The 23,895-nt window shown below is 68.1% G+C and carries 21 protein-coding genes; 4 read left to right on the forward strand and 17 right to left on the reverse strand.

Annotated features, from left to right (window positions below; translation table 11 throughout):
• Positions 1–23 precede the first annotated feature (23 nt).
• The gene (locus tag FHT32_RS18805; protein ID WP_176666136.1) at positions 24–527 is read left to right on the forward strand and encodes an ornithine carbamoyltransferase; all 504 of its coding nucleotides are present in this window, start codon (positions 24–26) and stop codon (positions 525–527) included.
• 82 nt (positions 528–609) lie between these two features.
• On the opposite strand, the gene FHT32_RS18810 is transcribed toward FHT32_RS18805, so the two are convergent.
• The 11 genes from FHT32_RS18810 to FHT32_RS18860 form a co-directional block, all read right to left on the reverse strand.
• Positions 610–1,314 (reverse strand): sulfite exporter TauE/SafE family protein, encoded by a 705-nt coding sequence (locus FHT32_RS18810; protein ID WP_176666137.1) that lies wholly within the window; start codon positions 1,312–1,314, stop codon positions 610–612.
• 2 nt (positions 1,315–1,316) lie between these two features.
• Positions 1,317–2,759: an oxygen-independent coproporphyrinogen III oxidase gene (gene hemN / locus FHT32_RS18815; RefSeq protein WP_176666138.1), complete on the reverse strand. Its 1,443-nt coding sequence runs from the start codon at positions 2,757–2,759 to the stop codon at positions 1,317–1,319.
• Positions 2,756–3,022, reverse strand: a complete 267-nt coding sequence (locus FHT32_RS18820; protein ID WP_176666139.1) for a hypothetical protein — start codon at positions 3,020–3,022, stop codon at positions 2,756–2,758. Before FHT32_RS18820 ends, hemN begins: the two co-directional genes overlap by 4 nt.
• Positions 3,019–3,318: a FixH family protein gene (locus FHT32_RS18825; protein WP_176666140.1), complete on the reverse strand. Its 300-nt coding sequence runs from the start codon at positions 3,316–3,318 to the stop codon at positions 3,019–3,021. Before FHT32_RS18825 ends, FHT32_RS18820 begins: the two co-directional genes overlap by 4 nt.
• A 10-nt stretch (positions 3,319–3,328) precedes the next feature.
• Positions 3,329–4,750, reverse strand: a complete 1,422-nt coding sequence (gene ccoG / locus FHT32_RS18830) for a cytochrome c oxidase accessory protein CcoG (protein WP_176666141.1) — start codon at positions 4,748–4,750, stop codon at positions 3,329–3,331.
• Positions 4,751–4,765: 15 nt separating this feature from the next.
• Positions 4,766–5,683, reverse strand: coding sequence for a cytochrome-c oxidase, cbb3-type subunit III (gene ccoP / locus FHT32_RS18835; RefSeq protein ID WP_176666142.1), 918 nt, complete (start codon positions 5,681–5,683; stop codon positions 4,766–4,768).
• Positions 5,684–5,696: 13 nt separating this feature from the next.
• The gene (locus FHT32_RS18840) at positions 5,697–5,837 is read right to left on the reverse strand and encodes a cbb3-type cytochrome c oxidase subunit 3 (protein WP_176666143.1); all 141 of its coding nucleotides are present in this window, start codon (positions 5,835–5,837) and stop codon (positions 5,697–5,699) included.
• Between the two features lie 24 nt (positions 5,838–5,861).
• Positions 5,862–6,503: a cytochrome-c oxidase, cbb3-type subunit II gene (gene ccoO / locus FHT32_RS18845; protein WP_176666144.1), complete on the reverse strand. Its 642-nt coding sequence runs from the start codon at positions 6,501–6,503 to the stop codon at positions 5,862–5,864.
• Positions 6,504–6,512: 9 nt separating this feature from the next.
• Positions 6,513–7,952 carry a cytochrome-c oxidase, cbb3-type subunit I gene (gene ccoN / locus FHT32_RS18850; RefSeq protein WP_176666145.1) on the reverse strand — a complete coding sequence of 480 codons (1,440 nt, stop codon included), beginning with the start codon at positions 7,950–7,952 and terminating at the stop codon, positions 6,513–6,515.
• 65 nt (positions 7,953–8,017) lie between these two features.
• Complete coding sequence (ccoS, locus tag FHT32_RS18855; RefSeq protein WP_176666146.1) at positions 8,018–8,155, reverse strand: cbb3-type cytochrome oxidase assembly protein CcoS; 138 nt, start codon at positions 8,153–8,155, stop codon at positions 8,018–8,020.
• Complete coding sequence (locus FHT32_RS18860; protein WP_176666147.1) at positions 8,155–10,476, reverse strand: cation-translocating P-type ATPase; 2,322 nt, start codon at positions 10,474–10,476, stop codon at positions 8,155–8,157. The genes ccoS and FHT32_RS18860 overlap by 1 nt, the downstream gene beginning before the upstream one ends.
• Positions 10,477–10,577: 101 nt before the next feature.
• On the opposite strand from FHT32_RS18860, the gene FHT32_RS18865 reads away from it, so the two are divergent.
• From FHT32_RS18865 to yjjJ, 3 genes are all read left to right on the forward strand, one after another.
• Positions 10,578–11,021 (forward strand): universal stress protein, encoded by a 444-nt coding sequence (locus FHT32_RS18865; protein WP_176666148.1) that lies wholly within the window; start codon positions 10,578–10,580, stop codon positions 11,019–11,021.
• Positions 11,022–11,270: 249 nt separating this feature from the next.
• Positions 11,271–14,270: a transglycosylase domain-containing protein gene (locus FHT32_RS18870; protein ID WP_176666149.1), complete on the forward strand. Its 3,000-nt coding sequence runs from the start codon at positions 11,271–11,273 to the stop codon at positions 14,268–14,270.
• A 147-nt stretch (positions 14,271–14,417) separates the two neighbouring features.
• A complete protein-coding gene (gene yjjJ, locus FHT32_RS18875) occupies positions 14,418–15,806 on the forward strand; it encodes a type II toxin-antitoxin system HipA family toxin YjjJ (protein WP_176666150.1) in 1,389 nt (462 codons plus the stop codon).
• A 96-nt stretch (positions 15,807–15,902) separates the two neighbouring features.
• On the opposite strand, the gene FHT32_RS18880 is transcribed toward yjjJ, so the two are convergent.
• The 6 genes from FHT32_RS18880 to FHT32_RS18905 all read right to left on the reverse strand — a co-directional run bounded on the left by FHT32_RS18880 (position 15,903) and on the right by FHT32_RS18905 (position 23,791).
• Positions 15,903–16,808, reverse strand: coding sequence for a 2OG-Fe(II) oxygenase (locus FHT32_RS18880; protein WP_176666151.1), 906 nt, complete (start codon positions 16,806–16,808; stop codon positions 15,903–15,905).
• 49 nt (positions 16,809–16,857) lie between these two features.
• Positions 16,858–17,523: a hypothetical protein gene (locus FHT32_RS18885; RefSeq protein ID WP_176666152.1), complete on the reverse strand. Its 666-nt coding sequence runs from the start codon at positions 17,521–17,523 to the stop codon at positions 16,858–16,860.
• Positions 17,524–17,568: 45 nt separating this feature from the next.
• The gene (locus tag FHT32_RS18890; protein WP_256099058.1) at positions 17,569–18,210 is read right to left on the reverse strand and encodes a PadR family transcriptional regulator; all 642 of its coding nucleotides are present in this window, start codon (positions 18,208–18,210) and stop codon (positions 17,569–17,571) included.
• Positions 18,207–19,625 carry a cytochrome-c peroxidase gene (locus FHT32_RS18895; RefSeq protein ID WP_371132199.1) on the reverse strand — a complete coding sequence of 473 codons (1,419 nt, stop codon included), beginning with the start codon at positions 19,623–19,625 and terminating at the stop codon, positions 18,207–18,209. Before FHT32_RS18895 ends, FHT32_RS18890 begins: the two co-directional genes overlap by 4 nt.
• Before the next feature lie 143 nt (positions 19,626–19,768).
• The gene (locus FHT32_RS18900; RefSeq protein WP_176666153.1) at positions 19,769–22,240 is read right to left on the reverse strand and encodes a phosphoesterase; all 2,472 of its coding nucleotides are present in this window, start codon (positions 22,238–22,240) and stop codon (positions 19,769–19,771) included.
• A gap of 708 nt (positions 22,241–22,948) precedes the next feature.
• Positions 22,949–23,791 carry an IclR family transcriptional regulator gene (locus FHT32_RS18905; protein ID WP_176666154.1) on the reverse strand — a complete coding sequence of 281 codons (843 nt, stop codon included), beginning with the start codon at positions 23,789–23,791 and terminating at the stop codon, positions 22,949–22,951.
• Positions 23,792–23,895: the final 104 nt, after the last annotated feature.

Raw genomic sequence — 23,895 nt, forward strand, 5'->3', positions numbered from 1 at the left:
CAGGTCGCACATTGACCATTGCCATGCCTCCTTCCAACAACGCCTGCAGTCCCGAGGCCGAACTCCAGCTCTCCCCGTTGAACGTGGCGAGCCTGCTCGGCCACGCGCGCATCCTCCAGCGCGCGGCGCTGGACGGCACCACGCGCCAGCTGCTGCGCGGCAAGAACCTGGGCTTGCTGTGCGAGGCGCCGGCCGACGAGGCACAGGCGCTGTTCCGCCGGGCCGCCGAGGAACTGGGCGCCCACGTGGCGGTGATGCGCCCGAGCCTCTCCCGCGCGAGCACGCCGCAGGAGGTGCAGCACACGGCGCGCATGCTCGGCCGGCTCTACGAAGCCGTGGAGTGCCAGGGCCTCGACCCCGTGCTGGTGCGGCACATTGCCCTGCATGCGGGAATCCCGGTCTTCGACGGGGCCGCAACGCGGGGCCATCCGGCCGACCGGCTCGCGGAACTGCTCGGGAACGCGATGCCGCTGGCCGACAACCGGCGCTTCGTGCTCCAGGCGATGTTGCTGGACGCGATCGCCTGAGCCCGGCGGGCGCATGCCGCGCCGCTTCAATGTGGTGGCGAGCGATCTGCCCTTGGGTGCCCCTCGATGCGACGGGATCCGTTCAACGGCACCAGGCGTCGATCTGCCTGGCGAGATCCGCCCACAGGGCATGCACCGCCATGCCGGCCAGCAGCATGCCGGCCATCCTGGTACCCCAGCCCTGGCGCGTGCCGCCATTGCCGGCCAGGCGCAGGCGCTGCCAGAGCCATGGCCCGGCGATCAGCGAAACGCCGCTGCCGATCGCGAACAGCGCCATCAGCGCCGCCCCCTGCAGCGGTCCGTTGCCCAGCCCCGCCAGCATCAGCGCCGAATAGAGCAGCCCGCACGGCAGCGCCACCCACAGCAGTCCGGTGGCGAACACGCCCAGCCAGGTGCTGCCCGCATGGGGACGAAGACGCGCTTCGAGCGAACGGCCGATGCGCTGCGCCCACAGTGGCTGCCGCCCGGTGGCGGCCAGCATCGCGCCCCAGGTGAACACGAAGACGTGCAGCAGCACCCACAGAGGCCGCAGCGCGACGACATGGGTGCTGGCCAGCGCCAGGCTGTCGACGCTGGCTGCGGCGATGGCGCCCGCGACCGAATAGCTCGCGATGCGCCCCAGATGGAACGCGCCGGGCGCCGCGAATGCCGCCGCCGCGCCCTGCCCCGCCGGCGCGAGCGGCACGATCCGGATCACCGCCGACGAAGCCGCGCCGCACATCGCGACGCAGTGCGGCCCTCCCGCGAGGCCCATGAGCAGCGCGGCTGCGGCAAGCGCGAGCTGCATGCTCAGACCACGCGGGAAAAGCGCGTGCGGTTCGCTCGGCAGTAACGGTCGAACACCATGGCGACCGCGCGCACCAGGAACCAGCCCTGCTGCGTGACGACGAGGTCGTGGTCGCTCAGCCGCACCAGGCCGTTGGCGGCCAGCGGCCCGAGCGCCGCGAACTCGACGGCGAAGTAGCGCCGGAAATCGATGGCGAACGACTCTCCCATGGCGTCGAAGTCGATCCGGCCGCGGCACATCAGCGCCATGATCACCTCGCGCCGTAGCAGGTCGTCGCGTGAGAGCGCGAGGCCCCGCACCACAGGCAGGCGGCCCTGGTCCAGGAGATCGCGGTACTCGTCCAGGGTCTTGGCGTTCTGGCTGTAGGTGGCGCCGACACGACCGATGCCCGAGACGCCGAGCGCAATCAGGTCGCCCTCGGGCCGTGTGCCGTAGCCCTGGAAGTCGCGGTGCAGCCGCCCTTCCTTCTTCGCGACGGCAAGCGGATCGTCGGGCAGCGCGAAGTGGTCCATGCCGATGTAGACATAGCCCGCCTCGGTGAGCCGCGCTATCGCGCTTGCGAGCATGCGCACCCGCGCGGCGGCGTCCGGCAGCTCCGAGGCGGAAATGCGCCGCTGCGGCTTGAAGCGCTCTGGCAGGTGCGCATAGGCGTAGAGCGCGATGCGGTCGGGCCGCAGCTCGCGGACCTGCGCCAGCGACCGCTCGAACGAAGCGTCGTCCTGGCGCGGCAGGCCGTAGATCAGGTCGACGTTGATCGACTCGAAGCCGAGCTCGCGCGCGGCAGCCATCAACGAGAAGACCTGGCGCGCCGGCTGGATGCGGTGCACGGCCTGCTGCACCGCGGGGTCGAAGTCCTGCACGCCGAAGCTCAGGCGGTTGAAGCCCAGCACGGCAAGGTTCGAGAGGCGGCGGGCGTCCACCGTGCGCGGATCGATCTCGATGGAACGTTCGCCGCCCGGCACGAAGGCGAAGGAGCGGTGCAGCAGCGCCATGAGCTCGCCGAGCTCCGAGTCGTCCAGGAAGGTGGGCGAGCCTCCGCCGAGGTGCAGGTTGCTGACCGTGGCACCCCGGCCGAGCTGCGCGGCCTGCAGCTCGGCCTCGCGCGCCAGGTCGTTCAGGTACTGGCGGCCGCGCTCATGGTGCCTGGTGACGATCTTGTTGCACGCGCAGTAGTAGCACAGCGATTCGCAGAACGGGATGTGGACGTACAGCGACAGCGGCGGCGCCAGCGCGCCAGCCTCGCGCCGGCGGCGCAGCGCCTGCGCGTACTCGTCGGCGCCGAAGGCCTCCACGAAGCGGTCCGCCGTGGGGTAAGAGGTGTAGCGCGGTCCGGGAACATCGAACTGGCGCAGCAGGTCGACGGGCAGCGGCACGGGTCCGGTGTCGACAGTGGCAACGGTGGTTGCGGCGGCCACGGGAAGAGGAGCTGAAGCGGCGGGAGTCATTGCAGGGGCGTCCCCAGGGAAGCTTTGGAGCCTTCCGGCGCAAGCGGGCCGGCGAGCAGCGTCGTGCAGGCGCTCGACGCCGCCGCCATGAGCCAGAAGACGAAGAAGGCGCCGGTGTAGATGCCCTGCCGCGACATGCGCAGCGCGTCGGCGCCGCAGAAGGTGTTGACGGGATCGATGAGCGCGAACACCAGCACCTCCATGCCGCAGGCCACCAGGAAGGAGGGCCAGAGGACGGCCGCGAGCTGGCGGAAGCCGTTCATGGCGCCGCCTTCCGGGCCGGCGGCGGCACGTCTTCCGCCGGCGTGGTCGCATGGTTGCGTCCGGCCAGCGCGGGCATGAGCCTCTTCGCGGCCAGCGTCCTGTTGATCTCGACGCCCTCGCGGTAGTAGTCCTCGGACACCAGCGCGTCCGGGCTGCGCCATGCGAGCCAGAAGGTCGCGCAGCTCGCGACCATCACGGCCAGCGGGCCGCCGATCACCATCCAAAGCAGCGGATGGCGCCACCAGGGCTTGTCCACCAGCGCGTCCATCGATGAATCCGTCACTGCTGCGTTCATTTGCGACCTTTCAGCGCGGCACCAGGAAGGCCGCTTTCTCGGAAACCTGCGCTGCGCCGCCCTCCTCGCGGATGCGGAAATGCACCTCGTGAGAACCAGGGGGCACGGTGCCATACGGCACCTGCAGCCGCACGGCGACCCAGCGCGACTGGGCCGCATCGACACTCACCGGCTCGTCCGGCGACACGCTCAGCCCTTCCAGACCGACGGCCGCAATGCGGTAGCGCTGCGGCTGCTCGGTGGCGTTCATGATCTGCAGCCGGTAGACGTTCTCCAGCCGCCCGCCCTCGGCGATGCGCGCCAGCGAGGCGCGGTCCCGCACCACGTCGACCTTGAACGGCGTGCGAACGACGAGGCTCGCGAGCAGCCCGGCCACCAGCACCGCCAGGATCGCCGTGTAGACCAGCACCCGCGGCCTCAGCACGCGCCGCAGCAGCTGCCGGCGCGACCAGCCGGCTTCCATGCCGTTCTGCGTGTCGTAGCGGATCAACCCCGGCGCGTAGGCCATCTTCTCCATCACGGTGCCGCACGCATCCACGCAGAGACCGCAGCCGATGCACTCGTACTGCAGGCCCTGGCGGATGTCGATGCCCGTGGGACACACCTGCACGCACAGGCCGCAGTCGATGCAGTCGCCCAGCGCCAGCGTGCGCGGGTCGGGCCCCTTGCGGCGCGGCGCGCGCGGTTCGCCGCGCTTTGGGTCATAGCTCACGATCAGCGTGTCGCGGTCGAACATGGCGCTCTGGAAGCGCGCGTAGGGGCACATGTACTTGCAGACCTGCTCGCGCATGAAGCCCGCGTTGCCGTAGGTCGCGAAGCCGTAGAAGAACACCCAGAAGACCTCCCACGAACCCATCTGCGTCTGCAGGAAGGCCATGCCGAGCTCGCGGATGGGCGTGAAGTAGCCCACGAAGGTGAAGCCGGTCCACATCGCGATGCCGATCCAGACGATGTGCTTGAACCACTTCTTCACCAGCTTCTCGAGCGACATCGGCTCGGCGTCCAGCCGCATGCGCGCGACGCGGTTGCCTTCGATCTTCTGCTCCACCCACATGAAGATCTCGGTGTAGACCGTCTGCGGGCAGGCATAGCCGCACCACAGCCGCCCCGCCGCCGCGGTGAAGAGGAAGAGCGAGAGCGCGCTGATGACCAGCAGGCCCGAGAGATAGATCAGGTCCTGCGGATAGAGCACCAGCCCGAAGATATAGAAGCGCCGCGCCGCGAGGTCGAACAGCACCATCTGGCGCCCGCCCCACTCCACCCAGGGCATGCCATAGAACACGAACTGCGTGAGAAAGACCAGCGCCCAGCGCCAGCGCGCGAACACGCCGCGCACGGTGCGGGGATAGATCTTCTTCGAGGCCTCGTACAGGCCGACCTCCTCGCCTCCTCCCGGGTCGGCGTTTGCGATGGGAATGATCCTGCGGGTCATGGCGGTTCGCCGGCTTCAGGGCGTGGCCGCGGGCGCATTATTGGACAGCCCCCAGGCGTAGGACGCGACCATCCGGATCTGCGCCTCGGTGAGGCGGCCTTCCTGCGCGGGCATCTCGTTGTGCTTGCCCGAGTTGATCATCTGGACGATGGCGGCCTCGCCGTAGCCGTGCAGCCAGATCTTGTCGCTGAGGTTGGGCGCGCCCAGCGCCTGGTTGCCGACACCGCCGATGCCGTGGCAGGCGGCGCAGGCCGTGAACTTCGACTTCCCGAGGCCGGCGCGCACCGAATCGTGCGGCTCGCCGGACAGGCTCAGCACGTAGTTGGCGACGTTCTTCACGTCGTCGGGAGAGCCTACTGCAGCCGCCATGGGCGGCATCACGCCCACGCGCCCCTTGGTGATGGTCTCGATGATCTTCTCGGGCGTGCCGCCGTGCAGCCAGTCCTTGTCGGTCAGGTTGGGAAAGCCCTTGCTGCCGCGCGCATCGGAGCCGTGGCACTGGGCGCAGTTGCCCATGAAGAGCCGCTCGCCGATGGCCTTGGCCTGCGGGTCCCTGGAGATGTCCTCGACCGGCATGGCGGCGTACTTCGCGTAGACGGGTGCGAGCTCCTGCGTGGCCTTGGCGACTTCCGCGTCGTACTCGCCGCGCGAGGTCCAGTCGGACTGCCCTCGGAAACTTCCCAGCCCCGGAAAGACCGCCAGGTAGCCCAGCCCGAAGACGATGGTCAGCACGAACAGGCCCACCCACCACATCGGCAGCGGGTTGTTGGCCTCGCGCAGGTCCTCGTCCCAGACGTGGCCGGTGGTGTTGTCGGCACTGGCGGCGACGCGCTTGCGGGCAGTGAGCCACAACAGGACCACGCAGCCGAGGATGCTCAGCAGCGAGACCACGGCCACGTAGTCGGACCAGAAACGGCTGATGAAATCGCTCATCGTGCTTCTCCCTTCAGTCCTGCTCGAAGGGCAGGTGCGCCGCTTCATGGAAGCGGGGCGCGTTGCGGCGCGAATACGCCCAGATCACGATGCCGATGAACAGCGCGAAGCACACGACGGTGGCGGCGACGCGCAAGGTGGTGAGGTCGATCATGGTTTGTGTCCTTTGCCGCCGTGCCTACTTCAGCGCCAGGCCCAGCGACTGCAGGTAGGCCACCGTGGCCTCCATCTCGGTCTTGCCGCGGACGTCCTCCGCGGCGGCCGCGATCTCGGCGTCCGTGTAGGGCACCCCGACGCGGCGCAGCGCTCGCATGTGGGCCGGCAGCGCCTCGGCATCGACCGGCGTCTTCTCCAGCCAGGTGTAGGCCGGCATGTTCGACTCGGGCACCACGTCGCGCGGGTTGTTCAGGTGGATGCGGTGCCACTCGTCGCTGTACTTGCCGCCCACGCGGTGCAGGTCGGGCCCGGTGCGCTTGCTGCCCCACTGGAACGGATGGTCGTAGACGAACTCGCCCGCCACCGAGTAGTGGCCGTAGCGCAGCGTCTCCGAGCGGAAGGGCCGGATCATCTGCGAGTGGCAGTTGTAGCAACCCTCACGCAGGTAGACGTCGCGCCCGGCCAGTTGCAGCGGCGTGAGCGGCTTGACGCCCTGCACCGCCTCGGTGGTCGACTTCTGGAAGAACAGCGGCACGATCTCGACGAGGCCGCCGACGGCCACCACCACGAGGATCAGCACGATCATCAGCAGGTTGTTGGTCTCGATCTTCTCGTGCGTGAAGCCGCCGGAGCCGGAAGCCGGGCTGGAGTTGTTCTGGTTCATCGTGCGTCCTCAGGCGTGGGCCATGGCAGGGGGCGGGATCTCGGCGCGCACCGCGCGCCCGGAGATGACGGTCATCCAGACGTTCCAGGCCATCAGCAGCATCCCGCTCAGGTAGAGGACGCCGCCGATCACGCGCACCAGGTAGAACGGGAAGGTGGCCTTCACGCTCTCCACGAAGGTGTAGGTGAGCGTGCCGTCGGGGTTGATGGCGCGCCACATCAGGCCCTGCATCACGCCGGCGATCCACATCGCAGCGATGTACAGCACGATGCCGATGGTGGCGATCCAGAAGTGCGCCTCGATGGCTTTCACGCTGTACATGGCGGTGCGGCCGTACATGCGCGGGATCAGGTAGTAGAGCGAGCCCATCGTGATGAAGCCCACCCAGCCGAGCGCGCCGGAGTGCACGTGGCCGACGGTCCAGTCGGTGTAGTGGCTCAGGGCGTTTACGGTCTTGATGGACATCATCGGCCCCTCGAAGGTCGACATGCCGTAGAACGACAGCGCCACGATCAGGAAGCGCAGGATCGGGTCGGTGCGCAGCTTGTGCCAGGCGCCCGAGAGCGTCATCACGCCGTTGATCATGCCGCCCCAGCTCGGCGCCAGCAGGATCAACGAGAACACCATGCCCAGCGACTGCGTCCAGTCGGGCAGCGCCGTGTAGTGCAGGTGGTGCGGGCCCGCCCACATGTAGGTGAAGATCAGCGCCCAGAAGTGCACGATCGACAGCCGGTACGAATACACCGGCCGGCCCGCCTGCTTGGGGATGTAGTAGTACATCATCCCGAGGAAGCCGGCCGTGAGGAAGAAGCCGACCGCGTTGTGGCCGTACCACCACTGCACCATCGCGTCCTGCACGCCGGCGTAGGCCGAGTAGCTCTTCATCCAGCCTGCCGGGATTTCGGCGCTGTTGACGATGTGCAGCAGCGCCACCGCGATGATGAAGGCGCCGAAGAACCAGTTCGCCACGTAGATGTGGCGCACCTTGCGCATGCCGATGGTGCCGAAGAACACGATGGCGTACGCCACCCAGACCACCGCGATCAGCAGGTCGATGGGCCACTCCAGCTCGGCGTATTCCTTGCCGCTGGTGTAGCCCATCGGCAGGCTGATGGCCGCCGCCACGATCACCGCCTGCCAGCCCCAGAACACGAAGGACGCGAGCCTGGGCGCGAACAGGCGCACCTGGCAGGTGCGCTGGACCACGTGGAAGCTGGTGGCCATCAGCGCGCAGCCGCCGAACGCGAAGATCACCGCGTTGGTGTGCAGCGGCCGCAGGCGCCCATAGCTGAGCCACGGAATGCCGAGGTTGAGCTCGGGCCACGTCAGCTGGGAAGCGATGACCACGCCGACCAGCATGCCGACCACGCCCCAGACCACGGACATGAGCGCGAATTGCCGCACGACGGTGTCGTCGTATTCCGCGGCGGGTGGGTTCGGTGGTTGCATCGTGGCGCCCTTGATTGAGTTGCGGGCAGTTTCCGTGGGCACCCCGCCCCTCGGGTTGATGCAGATCAATCGCCGTGCAGGATGCGCTCGCCCTCGGCGTCGACGTCCTCGAACTGGCCACACTCGATGGCCCACCACAGGCCACCGAGGATCGCGAGGACCAGCGCCACCGACAGCGGCACGAGAAGAAAGAGGATGTCCATCAGTGCGCCTGTCTCGCGCCGGACGCCAGCCGCGCCGCGTTGAGGACCACCACGAGCGAACTCGCGGCCATGCCGAGCCCCGCGAGCCATGCCGGCAGCCAGCCGGCGACGGCCAGCGGCACGCACAGCGCGTTGTAGCCCGCGGCCCACAGGAGGTTCTGGCGCACCACGCGCAGCGTCCTGCGCGCCTGCGCGATGGCCTGCGGGATGGTGGCGAGCTTGTCGCCCAGCACCACGAAGTCGGCATGCGCGCGCGACAGCGGCACGGCGCGGCCGAAGGCGAACGAGGCGTCGGCGCGCGCCAGCGAAGGGCCGTCGTTGAGGCCGTCGCCCACCATCGCGATCCGGCGGCCCTCGGCTTGCAGGCGCCACAGCGCGTCGAGCTTGTCTTCCGGCGTGCAGCCGCCCCGCGCGAAGTCGATGCCGCAACGCGCGCCGATCTCCCGCGCGGCCGAATCCCTGTCGCCCGACAGCAGCCGCACCGTGAGGCCCTGCTCGCGCAGCGCGGCCACAGCGGCCGCCGCATCGGCGCGCAGTTCCTCGACCAGCACGAAGCTGGCGAGCCATCCCTGCCCGTCGGCGAGGTGGACCTGCGCGGCGTCGACATCCAGCGCCGCCACGCCGCAGAAAGCCGCGGAGCCGAGGCGCACAGGGCAGCCCGTATCGGCGGCCGCGCGCAGGCGCCGCATGAAGCCCTCGATGCCACGGCCCGCCGTCTCGGCGACCTTGTCGGTTGCCCAGTCGGGCGGAGCACGGAATTGGGCATTCCACGCATTCACCAGCGCCTGCGACACAGGATGCAGCGACTGCGCGCCGAGCGCGGCGGCCGTCTCCAGTGCGTCGCCGGGCCGGATGCCATGGCGGCAGTAGATGCGCTCCAGGCGCGGTATGTCGCCGGTCAGGGTTCCGGTCTTGTCGAACACAACGGTATCGACCGACGCGAGCGCCTCCAGGGCCTGGAGGTTGGATGTCATCACCCCGCCGCGCGCCAGCGCACCGGCGCTGGCGAGCATGGCGGCCGGCGTTGCGAGCGAGAGCGCGCATGGGCAGGTCACGATGAGCACCGCCACGGCAACCATCAGCGCCTTGCCAGGATCCGTCGGCCACCACAACGCCGCCGCCATTGCCGCCGCTGCGAGCACCGCGACGAGGAAAGGCCGCGCCACCCGGTCGGCCAGCAACGCGAGGCGCGGCTTGCGAGAGGCGGCACTCTCCATCAGCCGGACGATCTGCGTGAAGCGAGTGCCCTCGCCCACCGATTCGATCCGCACCCGGACCGGCGCGGAGAGATTGTGGCTGCCGGCCAGCACGCGGTCGCCGCAAGCACGCGGCACGGGCCGGGATTCGCCGGTGAGCAGGGCCTCGTCGGCGCTGGTGCCGCCATCGATGACGATGCCGTCCGCCGGGAAGGCTTCTCCGGGGCGCACGCGCACCACGTCGCCAGCAGCCAGGCGCCGCACCGCCACCCGGCGCCAGCTGCCGTCGGGCGCGAGCCGGTCGATGCCGTCGGGCAGCCGGTTCATCAAGGCGTCGAGGGAGCCGGCGGTGCGCTCGCGCAGGCGCGCCTCGAGCCAGCGGCCCGTGAGCAGGAAGAAGACGAACATCGTCAGCGAGTCGAAGTACACCTCGTGGCCGAGCGGTCCCGTGGCATCGAAGGTGGCGGCAGTGCTGACCGCAAAGGTCGCGAGCACGCCGAAGGCCACCGGTAGATCCATGCCGATGCGGCCCATGCGCAGGTCGCGCCAGGCGCTGCGAAAGAATGGCCCGCAGGAGAAGAGCACGACGGGCAGCGTTAGCACCCAGGAAGCCCAGCGCAGCAGCTGCGCCGAATCGGCGCCCATGTCGCCGGGACGTGCGACGTAGGCCGGGTAGGCGTACATCATCACCTGCATCATGCAAAAGCCCGAGACCAGCCAGCGCCACAGCGCCAGCCGCGATTCGCGCCGGCGCAGTTCACGGGCGGACCGGTCGCCGCCGGGAAGCAGCGGATGGCCGGCCTTCGCGCAGACCTCGAACCAGCGCGAAGGCCGGGTCTGCGCGGGCGACCAGACCACGCGCGCACGCCGGCTGGCCGCGTTGACCTGCGCCTCGATCACGCCCGGCACCTGCCGCAGCGCGGCCTCGACCGTGAAGGCGCAGGCCGCGCAGTGCATGCCCTCGACCATCACCTGCGACTCCCAGCAGCCCGCGCCGGCGGCATCCAGCTCGCGGCCGAAGACTGGCCATTCGGCCGGATCGTCCAGCAGCTGCCAGGCCTGGTCGCCGTCTACGGCGGGAAAGTCGGGGATCGCGGCGCGATCGGGGGCGAGCGTGGCATTCATCGGGCGAGCCTAAGAGGCGGGCCGCGCGAGCCGTTTGATCTGAATCAAGCCGTGTATTCCTGGCGCACCTAAGCTCTGCCGCAAACCACGCGGAGCCCCTCATGTTCAAACGCATCCTCGTCGCCACCGACGGCACCGCCCTTTCGAAGAAGGCCGTCGACAGCGCCATCGCTCTGGCGGTGCAGAACGACTCGGACCTGGTGGCATTGACCGTCGTTCCCCGCTACCCCAAGAGCTATTTCGAAGGCTCGATGTCCTTCTCCGCCGAGGAGGTCGGGCGCATCGAGAAGCAATGGGCGGAAAAGGCACAGTCGATGCTCGACAAGATTCACAACCGTGCGCGGGAACGCGGCGTGCGGATCAAGACTGCGCAAGCCAGCTCCGACCTGATCGCCGAATCGATCGTCGCCGCGGCGAAGAAGCACAAGAGCGATCTGATCGTGATGGCCTCGCATGGACGCAAGGGCCTCAAGCGCCTCCTGCTGGGAAGTGAGACACAGCAGGTTCTGGTTCGGTCATCGCTGCCGGTTCTGGTGCTGCGGTAGCTGGCCTGGCGTCGGTTCGGGTGCGCGGCCTCTCCTGAATCCGTGGATTGCAACCCTCCGGCGGCGTGACAGCGTGCGCGCGACTTTCGGAGGGGGCTGCACCTCAGGCTTGAGATGGGGCAGCGTCTGTCGCAGCAGGGGGAATGACGCAGGCGCACCGCTCCTCTCGCCATGCCACCCCAAAAGCCCGCGAAAGGCGCATCATCTTGGTTGACGAACCCACGGTGCAGACTGTTCGCGAGGCAGAGCATGGCATGGTTCAAGAAGCTCTTCTGGGTCGGCGCAGGGCTCGCCATGGGGGGAGCGCTTGCCGTGTTCGTGGCGGACGAGCTGAAGACCTCGCGGCTGCAATCGGCCCTGTGGCGCGACCTTGCCAGGGACGCGCGCTTCAGCGTCGACGCCGGTCCCAGCGACGCCATCCGCTTTCCAGGTACGGGGCCGTATGACGAGCGACTGGGCTACAGGCAGCTTCCTGACTTCATCGAGCGCCTGCAGCGCCAGGGCTATGCCGTCACCCGCCAGGCGCGCATGTCGCCGCGGCTGATCGAGCTGCAGGAACACGGGCTCTTCGCTCCCTACCGCGAGAAAAACCAGGCCGGCCTGAGCGTGCGCGACTGCCGCAACGAGGCGCTGCTGCACACGCGCGTACCCGGGCGCGCCTACGAGCGTTTCGAGGACGTGCCTCCGCTGCTGGTGAGCGCCCTGCTCTTCGTCGAGGACCGCCACCTGCTGGACGCGCAGCCGCCGCAGCGCAACCCCGCCATCGACCCGGAGCGCTTTGCGAAGGCGGTGCTCGAGCAAGCGCTGCGGACGGTCAGCCTGGGCCGCACGGCGAGCGGCGGCAGCACGCTGGCCACCCAGATCGAGAAATACCGCCATTCGCCGCAGGGCCGCACCGGGTCGGTCGGAGAGAAGCTGCGCCAGATGGCATCGGCCTCGCTGCGCGCCTACCAGGACGGCGAGGACACGCAGGCGCGGCGGCGCCAGATCGTCGTCGACTACCTCGACACCGTGCCCCTGGCCGCGCGCCCAGGCATCGGCGAGGTGCACGGCCTGGGCGACGGCCTGTGGGCCTGGTACGGGCGCGACGTCCGCGAAGTCAACCGCCTGCTGGCCGACGACGCCGAAGGCACCGCGCCCACGCCCGAGGCGCTCGAACGCCAGGCCGCGGCCTTCAAGGAGGCGCTGTCGCTGATGATCGCGCAGCGCCGCCCCTCGCAGCACCTGCTCGGCGACGGCGAGGGCCTGGCCCGGCTGACCGACAGCTACCTGCGGCTGATGGCCGAGGCCGGCCTGATCACGTCCTCCCTGCGCGATGCGGCATTGCCGCTTCCCCTGCACCTGCAGCCCGAGCTGCCGCCGACTCCCCGGCCGGACTTCGTGCAGCGCAAGGCCACGACCGCGCTGCGCACGCATATCTCCACGCTGCTCGACGTGCCGCGCGCCTACGACCTGGAACGCCTCGACCTCGAGGCCGAAACGAGCCTCGACAGCGAGGCGCAGGCTATGGCGGCCCGGGTGCTGGCCGGCCTGCGCATTCCAGCCGCGGCCAAGGCGGCGGGCCTGTTCGGCCCACACATGCTCGACCCTGGTGCGGACCCAGGCCCGCTGATCTACAGCTTCACGCTGTTCGAGCGCAGCGCCGGGGCCAACCTGCTGCGCGTGCAGGCCGACAGCATCGACCAGCCCTTCGACGTGAACCAGGGCGCCCGGCTGGACCTGGGATCGACCGCCAAGCTGCGCACCCTTGTGAGCTACCTGGAGATCGTGGCCGAGTTGCACGCGAACTGGTCCGGCCTGGGCGCGGCCGAGCTGTCGGCGCTGGCGCCGAGCCCACGCGACCCGCTGGGCATGTGGGCGCGCCAGTACCTGCTCGGAACCAAGGATCGCCGCCTCGCGCCGATGCTTGAGGCGGCCATGGAGCGGAAATACTCCGCGAGCCCGGGCGAGGCCTTCTTCACCGGCGGCGGGCTGCACCAGTTCGAGAACTTCGAGCGCTCGCGCAACGGCAGCTCGATGACCGTGCGCGAAGGCTTCAAGCACTCGGTCAACCTGGTGTTCATCCGCCTGATGCGCGACCTGGTCCGTCACCGCATGTTCGGCGGCGCGACAGACCCCGAGCGGTTGCTGAAGGACCCCGCCGACCCGCGCCGGCGCGAGCTGCTCTCGCGCTTTGCCGACCGCGAGGGTTCGGCCTTCCTCGCCCGTTTTCATCGCAAGTACCAGAACCGCAGCGCCGCGCAAGCCGAGGCGCTGCTGTTGCGCGGCCTCCGGTCGTCTGCGCCGCGCCTGGCGAGCGTGCTGTTCACGATCGAGCCGGATGCCAGCGACGCACGGCTCGACGAACTGCTCACGCGGCAGCTGGGTCGGGGCGCGGCCTCGCCGCGCGAATTGAAGGCGCTGCGCACCACCTACGCGAGCCTGTCGCTGGCCGATCGCGGCTATGTCGCCCGTGTGCATCCGCTGGAGCTCTGGCTGGTGGGCTTCCTGCGGCGCCACCCGGGCGCGACGCTGGCCGATGTGCTGGACGCGAGCGCGGGAGAGCGCCAGGAGGTCTTCGCCTGGCTCTTCAAGACGCGCCACAAGAGCGCGCAGGACAGGCGCCTGCGCGAGTTGCTCGAGCTCGACGCCTTCGCGCAGATCCATCGCTCATGGCAGCGCCAGGGATACCCCTTCGCCTCGCTGACGCCGTCGTACGCCAGCGCCATCGGCGCATCGGGCGACCGGCCGGCCGCCCTGGCCGAGCTGATGGGCATCATCGTGAACGACGGCGTCCGGCTGCCCACACAGCGGGTCGAGGCGCTGCACTTCGCTCGCGACACGCCCTACGAGACACGCCTGGAGCCGCGCAACGCGAAGCCCGAGCAGGTGCTGCCGGCGGAAGTGACGGCCACGCTGCGCCGGGCACTGCTCGAGGTGGTGAACGACGGCACGGCACGCCGCCTGAAGGGGGCACTCGAGGATGCGAACGGCCGCGCGATCGACATCGGCGGCAAGACCGGCACCGGCGACCACCGCTACGAGCGCACCGGCCGCGGCGGGCGGGTGATCTCCGAGCGCAAGATCGACCGCTCTGCCACCTTCGTGTTCATGATCGGCGAGCGCTACTTCGGCACCGTCATGGCCTACGTGCACGAACCCCATGCCGCCCGCTACAGGTTCACGAGCGCGCTGCCGACCCAGCTGTTGAAGTCGCTGGGGCCGCAACTGCTGCCGGTGCTCCAGCGCAGCGGATGCGCGGGCGACTGAGCAGTCAGTCGCCGGCGCGATGCCGGACATCATCGGCGACCCTTCTTCTGACGTAAAATCGTTTCATGAATCGTTTCTTGTATCGATCTTCCAAGAAGAGTTTTCCTATGAAAATTCCCTATATTTGGTCTTCATATATCGTTTCATATGACCGCTGACCCTGTTGCAATCCTCCGGGCCAGGGGACCACTTCAGGCGGGCGCCCTTGCCGATGCGATGAAGGTGAGCCGCCCTACCCTGAGTCGGGCCATCCGCGCCGCGGGGCCGGAAGTCATCGTTCGCGGAAACGCCAGGCGCACCAAGTACGCGGCACGCCGCGCACTGCGAGGGGACTTCAATCCCATCCCGCTCTTGCGGATCGACCGCGACGGCATCCCGCACGAGATCGCCATGCTGGACCTGCTGTATCCCGACGGGACTGCCGTTGAGTTCTCCGGAAAGCCCGGCTGGCCCCTGGACGACGAGATGAAGCAGGGTTGGTTCGAAGGGCTGCCCTACATGATGCAGGACATGCGGCCTCAAGGCTTCCTCGGGCGCAACTTCGCGCGACACCACGCAGCCTTGTTGAAAGTGAACGACGACCCGGCGTCCTGGTCGGACGATGACGTCCTGCATGCCCTGTCGCTGCTGGGCACCGATGTCCCCGGCGATCTGCTGGTTGGCGAGGCTGCGGCCAGGAAGTGGCTTGCACAGGTTCAGGCTCTCAGCGACGGGGCCGTCCCCCATGGCCTGGGCGACGATCAGCTGCAGCGGTCCTACCCACGGCTCGCCGCAGACATGCTGGAGCTCGGCGTGGCAGGCTCATCGGCGGGTGGTGAGTTTCCGAAGTTCACCGCCATGCGGCGCATGGCCGGACAGGACAGGCATGTCCTTGTGAAGTTCTCCGGCTCCGATGATTCTCCGGGCACTCGGCGTTGGGCCGACCTGCTGCTGTGCGAGCACCTCGCCGCTCGCGCGTTGGCCGCGCATGCGGGCATCGAGGTGGCCGAGTCCAGAATCCACCTCATCGCGGGCCGGACTTTTCTCGAAGTCGACCGATTCGACAGGCATGGCGCCATGGGCCGCTCGCCGGTCGTTTCCTGGAGCACGCTGAACTCGACCTTCGTCGGCGTCAGCGGCCGCCGATGGGCAGAAGGTGTCCAGCCCCTGGTCAACCGGGGTTGGGTCACCGACGAGGACCTCCGCCGCATCGATCTTGTCGGGCACTTCGGACAGCTCATCGGCAATACCGACATGCACGACGGCAACCTGTCGTTCCAGCCCGTTCAGGACGCCGACCAGGTGCTACTGCAACTGGCGCCGATCTACGACATGCTCCCGATGACTTACGCCCCCGTGCGGGGGGTGGAACTGCCCCCCAGGACCTATGCCCCGCAACTGCCCCTGCCCTCCGAGAAGGGCATCTGGCAGCAGGCTGCGCGTGCTGCGCTCGCATTCTGGGAAAGCGCGGCAGCCGATGAGCGAATCAGCACTGAATTTCGGGACACGTGCGCTCAGAACGCGCGGACACTTCGAAGGAGCAGTCGGGTCGGATAGCTCGCGGCCCGGCCTCAAGGAAATGGCCTCCCGGGCCCTCGCTCGGGAGATGGCCGGCGAACTCCCGACCCCGCGGCGAAGCTGCAAAGAAAGGTCTCAAGACCCGGCGAAGAGCTTCGCGGCTTCGTCGGCAGCCACGAAGCGCCTCTCGCGCATCCATTTCGTCACGACCCACTTCTCGCCCCGGGTCACCGGTGCGCTCGCGTGCAGGGAACGCGCGTCGACACGGCCTCGGTCATCGCCGTACTCGAAGTAGCAGGCATTGCCACGGATCGGCGAAACCGCGAGGCCGAGGCGCGGGAACACGGTCTGCCCGCCTTCCGGCACGTCGTTGAGATAGGTCACCAGGGTGCTCACCCGCTGGCCGCTGCGCGCAATGGATTCGCGGTTGGCGGCGTTGGTGGGCGCCAGATAGTCGTGGTGGGGCTCGCTGCCCGCGCCGGTCGGGTAATGGAGCACCTGCAGTCCCTCGCCGTTTTCCAGCGGCAGGTTCATGAGCGCCGAGAGGCGCCGGTCGAATCTGGCGATCAGGTCGTTCTCGCACAGGCGGAAGAACATGCCCCAGCTCGCGCGCTTGTCGCTCACCACGTCGCGGCCGCTCATGGGGTCGACCAGGGTGGAAGGTCTCAGGCGCGGCCGTGCCATCTCGATGATGGCCTGGCATTCATCGGCGTCCACCACGTTGCCGAGAGTGGCGAGGACCGGGTCGTCGCCACGCGAGTGGACGGCGATCTCGCGGTCGGCCGCCAGGATGCGGGTGCCCGGCGCGAGCCTTGCGGTCGGCCTGGATGGCGCATCGTCATGAAGTTCGACGACGCCATCCGGCATCGCCGCGCCCTGCTGCCGCGCATCGACGAACGCCGCGACGATGGCGTGCGCGGCACGCTCGTTCATTCCCTGCTTCAGCATCGCGGCCACCAGCGCCGGCGGCAGCTGACCGGCATCGAGCTTGTGCTTGAGCCAGCGGCCCAGGTCGGGCGAGAAGCGGACGACGGTGCTCATGGCGACCTGTGGGCACTATGCGATGCGGCACTATGCAATGAGCCGCGCATCAGACCGGCCCCGTCTGGGCGACCCAGCCCTTCTCGCCGCGCGTGAAGCCCTGACGCAGTTGCAGCGCGCCGCCCGCGCCGTTCATGATGCGCGCGATCATCGGGAACACGCGCTGCGCGTCGGCGTCCTGCATCCACGGCGCCGACTCAGCTTGGTAGGTGTAGCTCACCACCGCCAGCGGACGCCCGGCGCCGGAGCTGCCGACCTTGACGTCGACGATCTTCTCGCGCTTGAGATGAACCACGCAGAAGTCGCTGGCGTGCTCGCCATCGCGGCCTGCGTGAGACTTGTAGAACTTGCGGCCGGCCTCGGTCAGCTCGAAGCGCTTGACCGCGCCGTCCGGGTTCTCGCTGCTCTTCGGCGCGGCGACGATGGTGCTGCGTACCAGGCCCAGTTGCTCCATCACGGGGAACTGGAGCGCATGGCGCGCGCCCGCGCCGGCCTCGGCTTCGGTCAGGTCGATCGGCCAGTTGGACATGGCCAGGCAGATATCGCCGCGCTGGGCCAGGTAGTCGTCGAGCGGGGCCGCGAGATTCTCGGCGGTGGGCGCGTCGGCATCGCGGCCGACGCTGCAGGCGGCCAGGGCGCAGATCGCGGCGATGCCCGCCAGGGTCTTGAGCGAATTCAGGGTGTGCCGGCTCGGGCGGATGAAGCGGGTATTCATGGGGTTTGTGCTTGGTCTTGCTGGAGATCGGTGGCGGACGCGGACTCAGTGCTCGTCGAGCTCGTCGGCAACCCAGCCGTGCCGCGTCAGGTGAACGCCGAGGCGTACCTGCATCGTTCCCTCGCGCTGGATGGCGCGCGCCAGCAGCGGAAAGGCCTGCAGCACTTCGGGTGCCGCGGCCCAGGGCTCGGGTGCGATTCGGTATGTGAAGAGCAGCGAGGTCGCGGTGCGGCCATCGCGTGTCTGCGGCGGATCCCAGCCGATCAGGCGATCGAGGCTCAGGGTGGCCGCGCAGAAGTCGCCCGAGTGTGTGATCGTCTGCGTCGTCGTGCGGACCACCACGGGCACGTGCAGGTAGTACTTGCGCCCCGCCTCGGTCAGTGCGTATTCGCGGGCTGGCGGCTGCGCGGCGGCGGAGACGACATCCCTGCCGGTCACGAGCCCCAGCTTCTCGAGCACCGGCATCTGCTGCGCATCGGGCTCGCGCGATCCGGCCGCCACCGTGATCGGCCAGGCGTACTTGGCCAGGCACACATGCCCGCGCTGCGCGAGGTAGTCGTTGGTCGTCGCGGTGAAGTTGTCGCGGCTGGGAAAGCGCGCCTCCTCGTTGCCGCAACCGGTCAGGCAGGCCAGCGACACCGTCAGCAGCAGCACGGCGGTGCGCATCGAACCTCGCCCCGCCTTCATTTCGTGCACCTGTCGGTGGTGGATGGCTTTGCGGAGGGCTGGTAGCCGTCGCTCAGCGTGCCGAGGAAGCAGACCAGGTCGGCGATCTGCTGCGGCGTCATGGCCGGAGGGGACCCGGGCGCGCGGGGTTTCGTGCCGCTGGCCAGGGTCTTGTCGCCGCCCTCGCCCGTGCCCATGGGCACCTCTTCGTCGAGGCTGCCTTGCTGCGATGGCGGCAGGTCGTTGTATTTGTCGACCGTCGCGCCCGGCACATGGGTGGGCTGCAGCGCCCAGGCAGGATTCGCCTGCGGTACACCGGCGCCGTCGTTGCTGGCGGGATACCAGTACTCGGGGTTGGTGTCCCGCGTGTTGTAGAAGTTGACGACCTGCTCCAGCGAATGGAAGACGCCGTTGTGGAACAACGCTCCCCGCGTCGCCACGTTGCGCAAGCCAGGAACCTTGAACATGCCGCAGTACGGGCTCGCCGTGTCCGGCGTGGCGGGCGCGTGGTCGGTTCGGAAGGGACCGCACAGACCCATGTCGTAGTACTTCGGGTCGTCGTTGGCCGGAATCGGGTCGGGGTTGTTCGGAATCGACCTGTCGTTGCGCGGCGCGCCCAGGGCCTGGTAGGTGAAGTCGGTCATCAGGCCGGTGGTGCCGTTGAAGTTGGCGCCCGTGTAGTGGCAGCCCGAGCAGTTGGCGACGCCAGTGCTGTGAAACACGATCTCGCCCCGTCGCTCGGCCGGTGTCAGCGTGCCGCCGATCTTGTTGAAGACATGCAGGTCGTACTTGCTGCTGTATGGATGAAAGCTCAGGTCTTCCGTCTCCAGCGCCTGTATTGCGTTGCCAAGGGCGGTGAAAGCCGCATCGGTGTCGTTGAACACATCGGCGCCGAAGGCCTGCCTGAACAAGCCCGCGTAGGTGCTGGCCTGGACGACCTTCACGACCGCTTCCTTCGAGCTGTTGTTCATCTCGACCGGATTGAGCAGCGGCATGCCGGCCTGTATCGCCAGCGTCGCTGCGCGGCCGTCCCACATGAGGCCGCCACCTGGCGAGCTGGACGTCACTCCGTCGGGGTTGGGTGCGTCGTCGCTGTAGGGTGGCGTCGATTCCCTGTAGCGCAGCGATGGGACGGCGCGCGCGCCGGTCTGCGTGATGTCGGAGCCCAGCTGCACCGAGATGCTGTTGGGCGGACCATAGGCATATTGCGGGTCGTGGCAGCTCGCACACGACATGTTCCTGCCGCTCGAGAGGTTCTTGTCGAAGAAGGCCATCTGACCGACCTGGGCGCGAAGACTCAAGGCGGATCCGCCGGGGCGGGTGTTGCTCGTGGTCCTTGCCGTGCCCTTGCTATCGCAGGCCGCCACTATCGACAGCAGCGCGGACACGAGCACCATGCCGAGCGGGACCCACCTGTCCTTTGCCAGATTCATCATTGACCGTTGCATCTCCGAAGAGCCGCCAGGGCAGCCTTCGATTCGTTCTCTTCCTTGCCTTCGCGCGAACCCGCAGTCCAGGAGCGGTCGTCCGCAAGGGGCTCGGGGGCTGGAGGTCCCCCTGCCCTCATGCGCACGCCGGTTTACCTGGTCGCCCAGACGTTGTTCTGGCTCGCGTCGGCGCCGGTCTGCGGGGTGATCTGGCCTTCCAGCTTGCCCGTGAGGGCGTCCTGCACGCCGACGATGTCGTTCGCGTACAGCTTCTGGGTGTAGTTGGCCGGGATCACGTAGGCATGGTTGATCGGTCGCACCGAGTCGAAATGCGTGTCCGCGCTGGCCTGGTATTCAGGCAGTGCAAGGATGTTGGCCGTGATGAACGCTTCCGTGTATTTGGTGCGGTTCAGATACGACGCATCGACGCCCGGGTCGGCAATCTGGAACATGTCCTGCAGCGTGCGCAGGAAGGAGAAGTGGCTGTACGAGTCGGAGTCGGCAACCTGCTTCTTCGCCGTGCCCACGTCCTGCTGATTGGTCATGATGCCGAAGATCGAGTTGCCGTGGCCGAAGTTGCCTCCCGCATAGTTGGGCGGCGGCGTGGTGGCCGTCGCCTTGCCGCTCGCATCCACCGTCACCGGCGCCGCGCCCGAATTCGGGCCGCCGGCGTTCCAGCCGCAGCAGGAGCCGTTGCTGCCGCCTTCGCCTTCGTCGTACATCACGACGATGGCCACGCGCTTGTGCGGGTTCTTCCACAGCGCCGAGTTGCGGATCTTGTTGACCACCATGCCCAGGTAGATGTCAGCGCGGATGGTACCGGCGGCCTGGCCGTCGTTGTTGGTGTTCGCGCAACTGGTGTCAGAGCCGACGCCGTGCATGTCGTCGCACTGGTCCGGAACGATGAAGTTGATATTGCCCACGTCGCCCGTGTCCAGGTCCTTGCCGAACTGGTCGTAGATCCAGCCGGTCGGCACCGGGAAGATCGAGGAATTGAGCCAGTCGGCTTCCTGGTACTGCGTGCCGAAGATGGTGCGGTTGTTGGCCACGAAGTCGGGCAGGCTGCGGGCGCCCTGGAAGGCGATCGAGGGGCCGTGCTTGACCTTGTAGAGGCCGCCTTGCGCGGGGAAGCTGGGCGAGCCGACCAGGGTGGGCGGCGCCGAGCCGTCGAGGTTGGTGGCGCCCTTGAGCTTGCTCGAGTCGTATGTGGCGGTCACGGCGTTGTCGAGGATGCTGTCGGCGCGCACGTCCTGCCCAGGGTTCATCGATTCGCTGTAGGTGCGGATGGTGAGGCCCGCCTTGGACATCGCCGTGAACAGGTTGCTGCCCGGGACGTTGTGCACGGTGCCGCCGGTCGGGTGGTCGCCGCAGGTCGCGTCCGTCGGGACATATTGGGAGCGGCTCTGTTTGTTCGCCGGCGGGAGCGCGCCCTGCGCGGGCATGACCTGGCCGTCGGAGGCCGTGCCGCCCGCGAATGCGACGTCCTTGATGTCGTAGGGGGCGACGGCGCCGCAGCCGAACCAGTTGTCGTCGTGGATGCCGAAGTCGTCGCCGCCGCCCAGCGCGGTGTAGTTGGGCTCGGAGGGGTTGCCGGTCGAGTAGTACGTCTTGAGCTGGTTGTAGTTGTTCAGGATGTAGTTGATGTTCGCCGCGCGCGGATTGCCGACGATCACGTCGGTCGACTTGTTCTCCTCGACGATGATGAAGATGTTGTCGTAGGCCGGCACGCCTTCCACGTTGAAGGCGGCCTGCTGCGCCTGCGCGAAGGTGATGGGCGCCTGCTTCTGCGTCGGCACGGTGGGGGTGGCCTTGCTGCCGTCCGTGTTGGTGAGCGTCACGCCCGACAGGCCGACGAGCCGGAGATCGCCGCCGGCAACGGCCAGGTTGTCGGGGAACAGGTCCTTGCGGTCGAGCTTGGTCGTCGCGTAGGTGTAGCGGTTGGTCAGCTGGTTGTCTTCGTACAGCGCGGCGTACTGGGTGGCGCCGCTCAGGGCGTTGACGTCGGCCAGCGGGTCGATGAACGCGGCCGAGCCGAGGTTGAAGGTCGGCCCGTTGAGGCGAGCAATCAAGTTGGCCTTCTCGGCCGCGTAGCTGCTGCCGTTGGCTTCCACCAGGCGCTGGGCTTCGCTCGACAGCGGGCTGATGACGATCTTGTCCACGCCCTGGTCGGCGATCTGGGCGGCGGAGGCACGCAGGATCAGGTGGCCGGCGACGGGGGCGCCGGTCGCGGTATTGGTTGCGGAAGTGCCGATGTCGGCCACCATTTGGCCGGCCTGGCTGGTCGTCAGCGTGAATTTGCCGTTGGCATCGGTGAGCGTCGAGGCTTCGCCGCTGTCGAGCACGCCGTTGCCGTTGGCGTCGACGAAGACCGTCGCCTTCTGGTAGTAGCCGGCCTTCAGTGTCGGATTGCCCGTGCCGCTGCCTGGCACGTAGCCACTGGCGGCCACCACGCCGCTGAAGGTCGTGCTGGTGGAACTGGTGGGGCCGGTCGTGCTGGTGGGTGGGGTGGTGATCGGGAAGAAGCCGCTGCTTGCGCCGCCCCCTCCTCCTCCGCACGCAGCGAGCACGCAGGCCGCAACCGTCGTCAACGACGTGAGCAGGACTTTCTTGTCGAAGATGGTCATATATCTTGGGGCGATGAGTTATTGATGGTTTTGATCAACCTGAAGGAAACAACGGCGGCGTGCTTTTTCATTAAGCAAACCGCAACGTGGAGAAATGTAGAAATCGTCAATGACATTCATGTGTCAATAACGATTTCCAAATCCTTTGATTTCGCAGGCGCCAGGTCGCCATTAAATTTCCGATTTGATTGGAACTGACCGCAGGCTGACCGGAGAATTAGATGGAAATTAGGAATGCTTATTTCCGGTGAAATATTCAGGAAAAATTCCCTTGCTTTCAGCACGAACCTGTCTCCCTCGCAAGCTCGGCGGAGTGCGGCAAGAGGAGTTTTCCTAACGGGACGACAGAGCCAGCCCCCTTCATTCGTCGAGAAAAATCGACGGCGCCTTGCCGTACTCGGTACGTCGAAGCTGCGCGGCGTGAAATTAATTGCGACGCGACGGATGCACTGCCAAGCCACGCCACGGAGGGTCGACCGGCGATCCCGGCATGCGCCAACTCACGCGACCAGGCAATTGCCACCCGTCGGCACGACTCATCGATCAAACCCCTGTTCCCGAGAATTCGCGCGGCGCACATGGTGCGAATCGCGCCTCCGAAAAATTCACATCAATGCCGCGGATGATTGCGCGGCATTGATCATCCGGCCGGAGGCCAAGGGCGCGCAGCCGTCGAGGTGGCTCGTTCGACCTGTGGCTCCGTGACGCTCACAAGCCGTCCGGCAGCAGGGCGGCGAGCGCGTCGCGCATCAGCCGTGCGATCAACTGCTGGCGTTCGCGCGGCATCCGCTCGAGGGTCGAAGCCACGCTGATGGCGGCCGAGGGCTCGCCAGCGGCATTGCGCACCGCCATGCCGACTGCCAGCACGCCGTCGGTGGCGTGGTTGCCAATGACGGACCAGCCACGCTGGCGCGTCGCCTGCACCAGCAGCGCCATGCGCTCGGGCGTCATTCCACCGTAGCGCGCCAGGTTCGGCGCATTGGCGGCGATGGCGGCCTTCATCTGTTCGTCCGGCAGCGCCGACAACAGCGCCAGTCCCGCCGCCCCCACGCCGAGCGGCTGGAGCGTCCCCACCTGGATGACGAGGATCTGGATCGGATGTGTGCCAACGTGCCGTGCGATGCAGCGCGAGGCGGCGCCTTCGCGCACGATGGCGAAGGCGGCGTCGCCACATGCGGCACTCACCTGCTCCAGCACGGGGCGCAGCCGCGCCGCCATGTTGGGCGTTGCATCGTGCAATGCCATGGCCGCCAGCCGTGGCCCTGCGACGTAGCGAAAGCGTCCGCGCTGCGCCACGTGGCCGGTGTCCAGCAAGGTGGCCAGCAGCCGGTGGACCGTCGCGCGCTCCAGTTGCGCGATCCGGCACAGGTCCACCACACGCAGCCCCTCTCGGTCGCTGGCCAGTACCGCATCCAGCAGTTGCAGGCCTCGCCGCAGCGTGCGGCCGCTGCTGTCCCTGTCCCCGCCGGGCTCGGTGTCCGCCGGACCGGGCGGCGCCACGCTCGGGGCGCTTGCCTGGTGGGCGGCTCGAGGGATGCGGCGAGTCGGCATGCGAGGGGGTTCGGAAGTCGAGGGGACGAGCCCTCCAGTGTGCCCAAAAACGTCCGTCTGGTGGACGTTCCGATTGGTGCGATGGACGGGGCTGCCAAAGAATT

This window comes from Variovorax sp. SG517 (genome assembly GCF_013376045.1).
In the GTDB taxonomy this organism is placed as follows: Bacteria; Pseudomonadota; Gammaproteobacteria; order Burkholderiales; family Burkholderiaceae_C; genus Variovorax.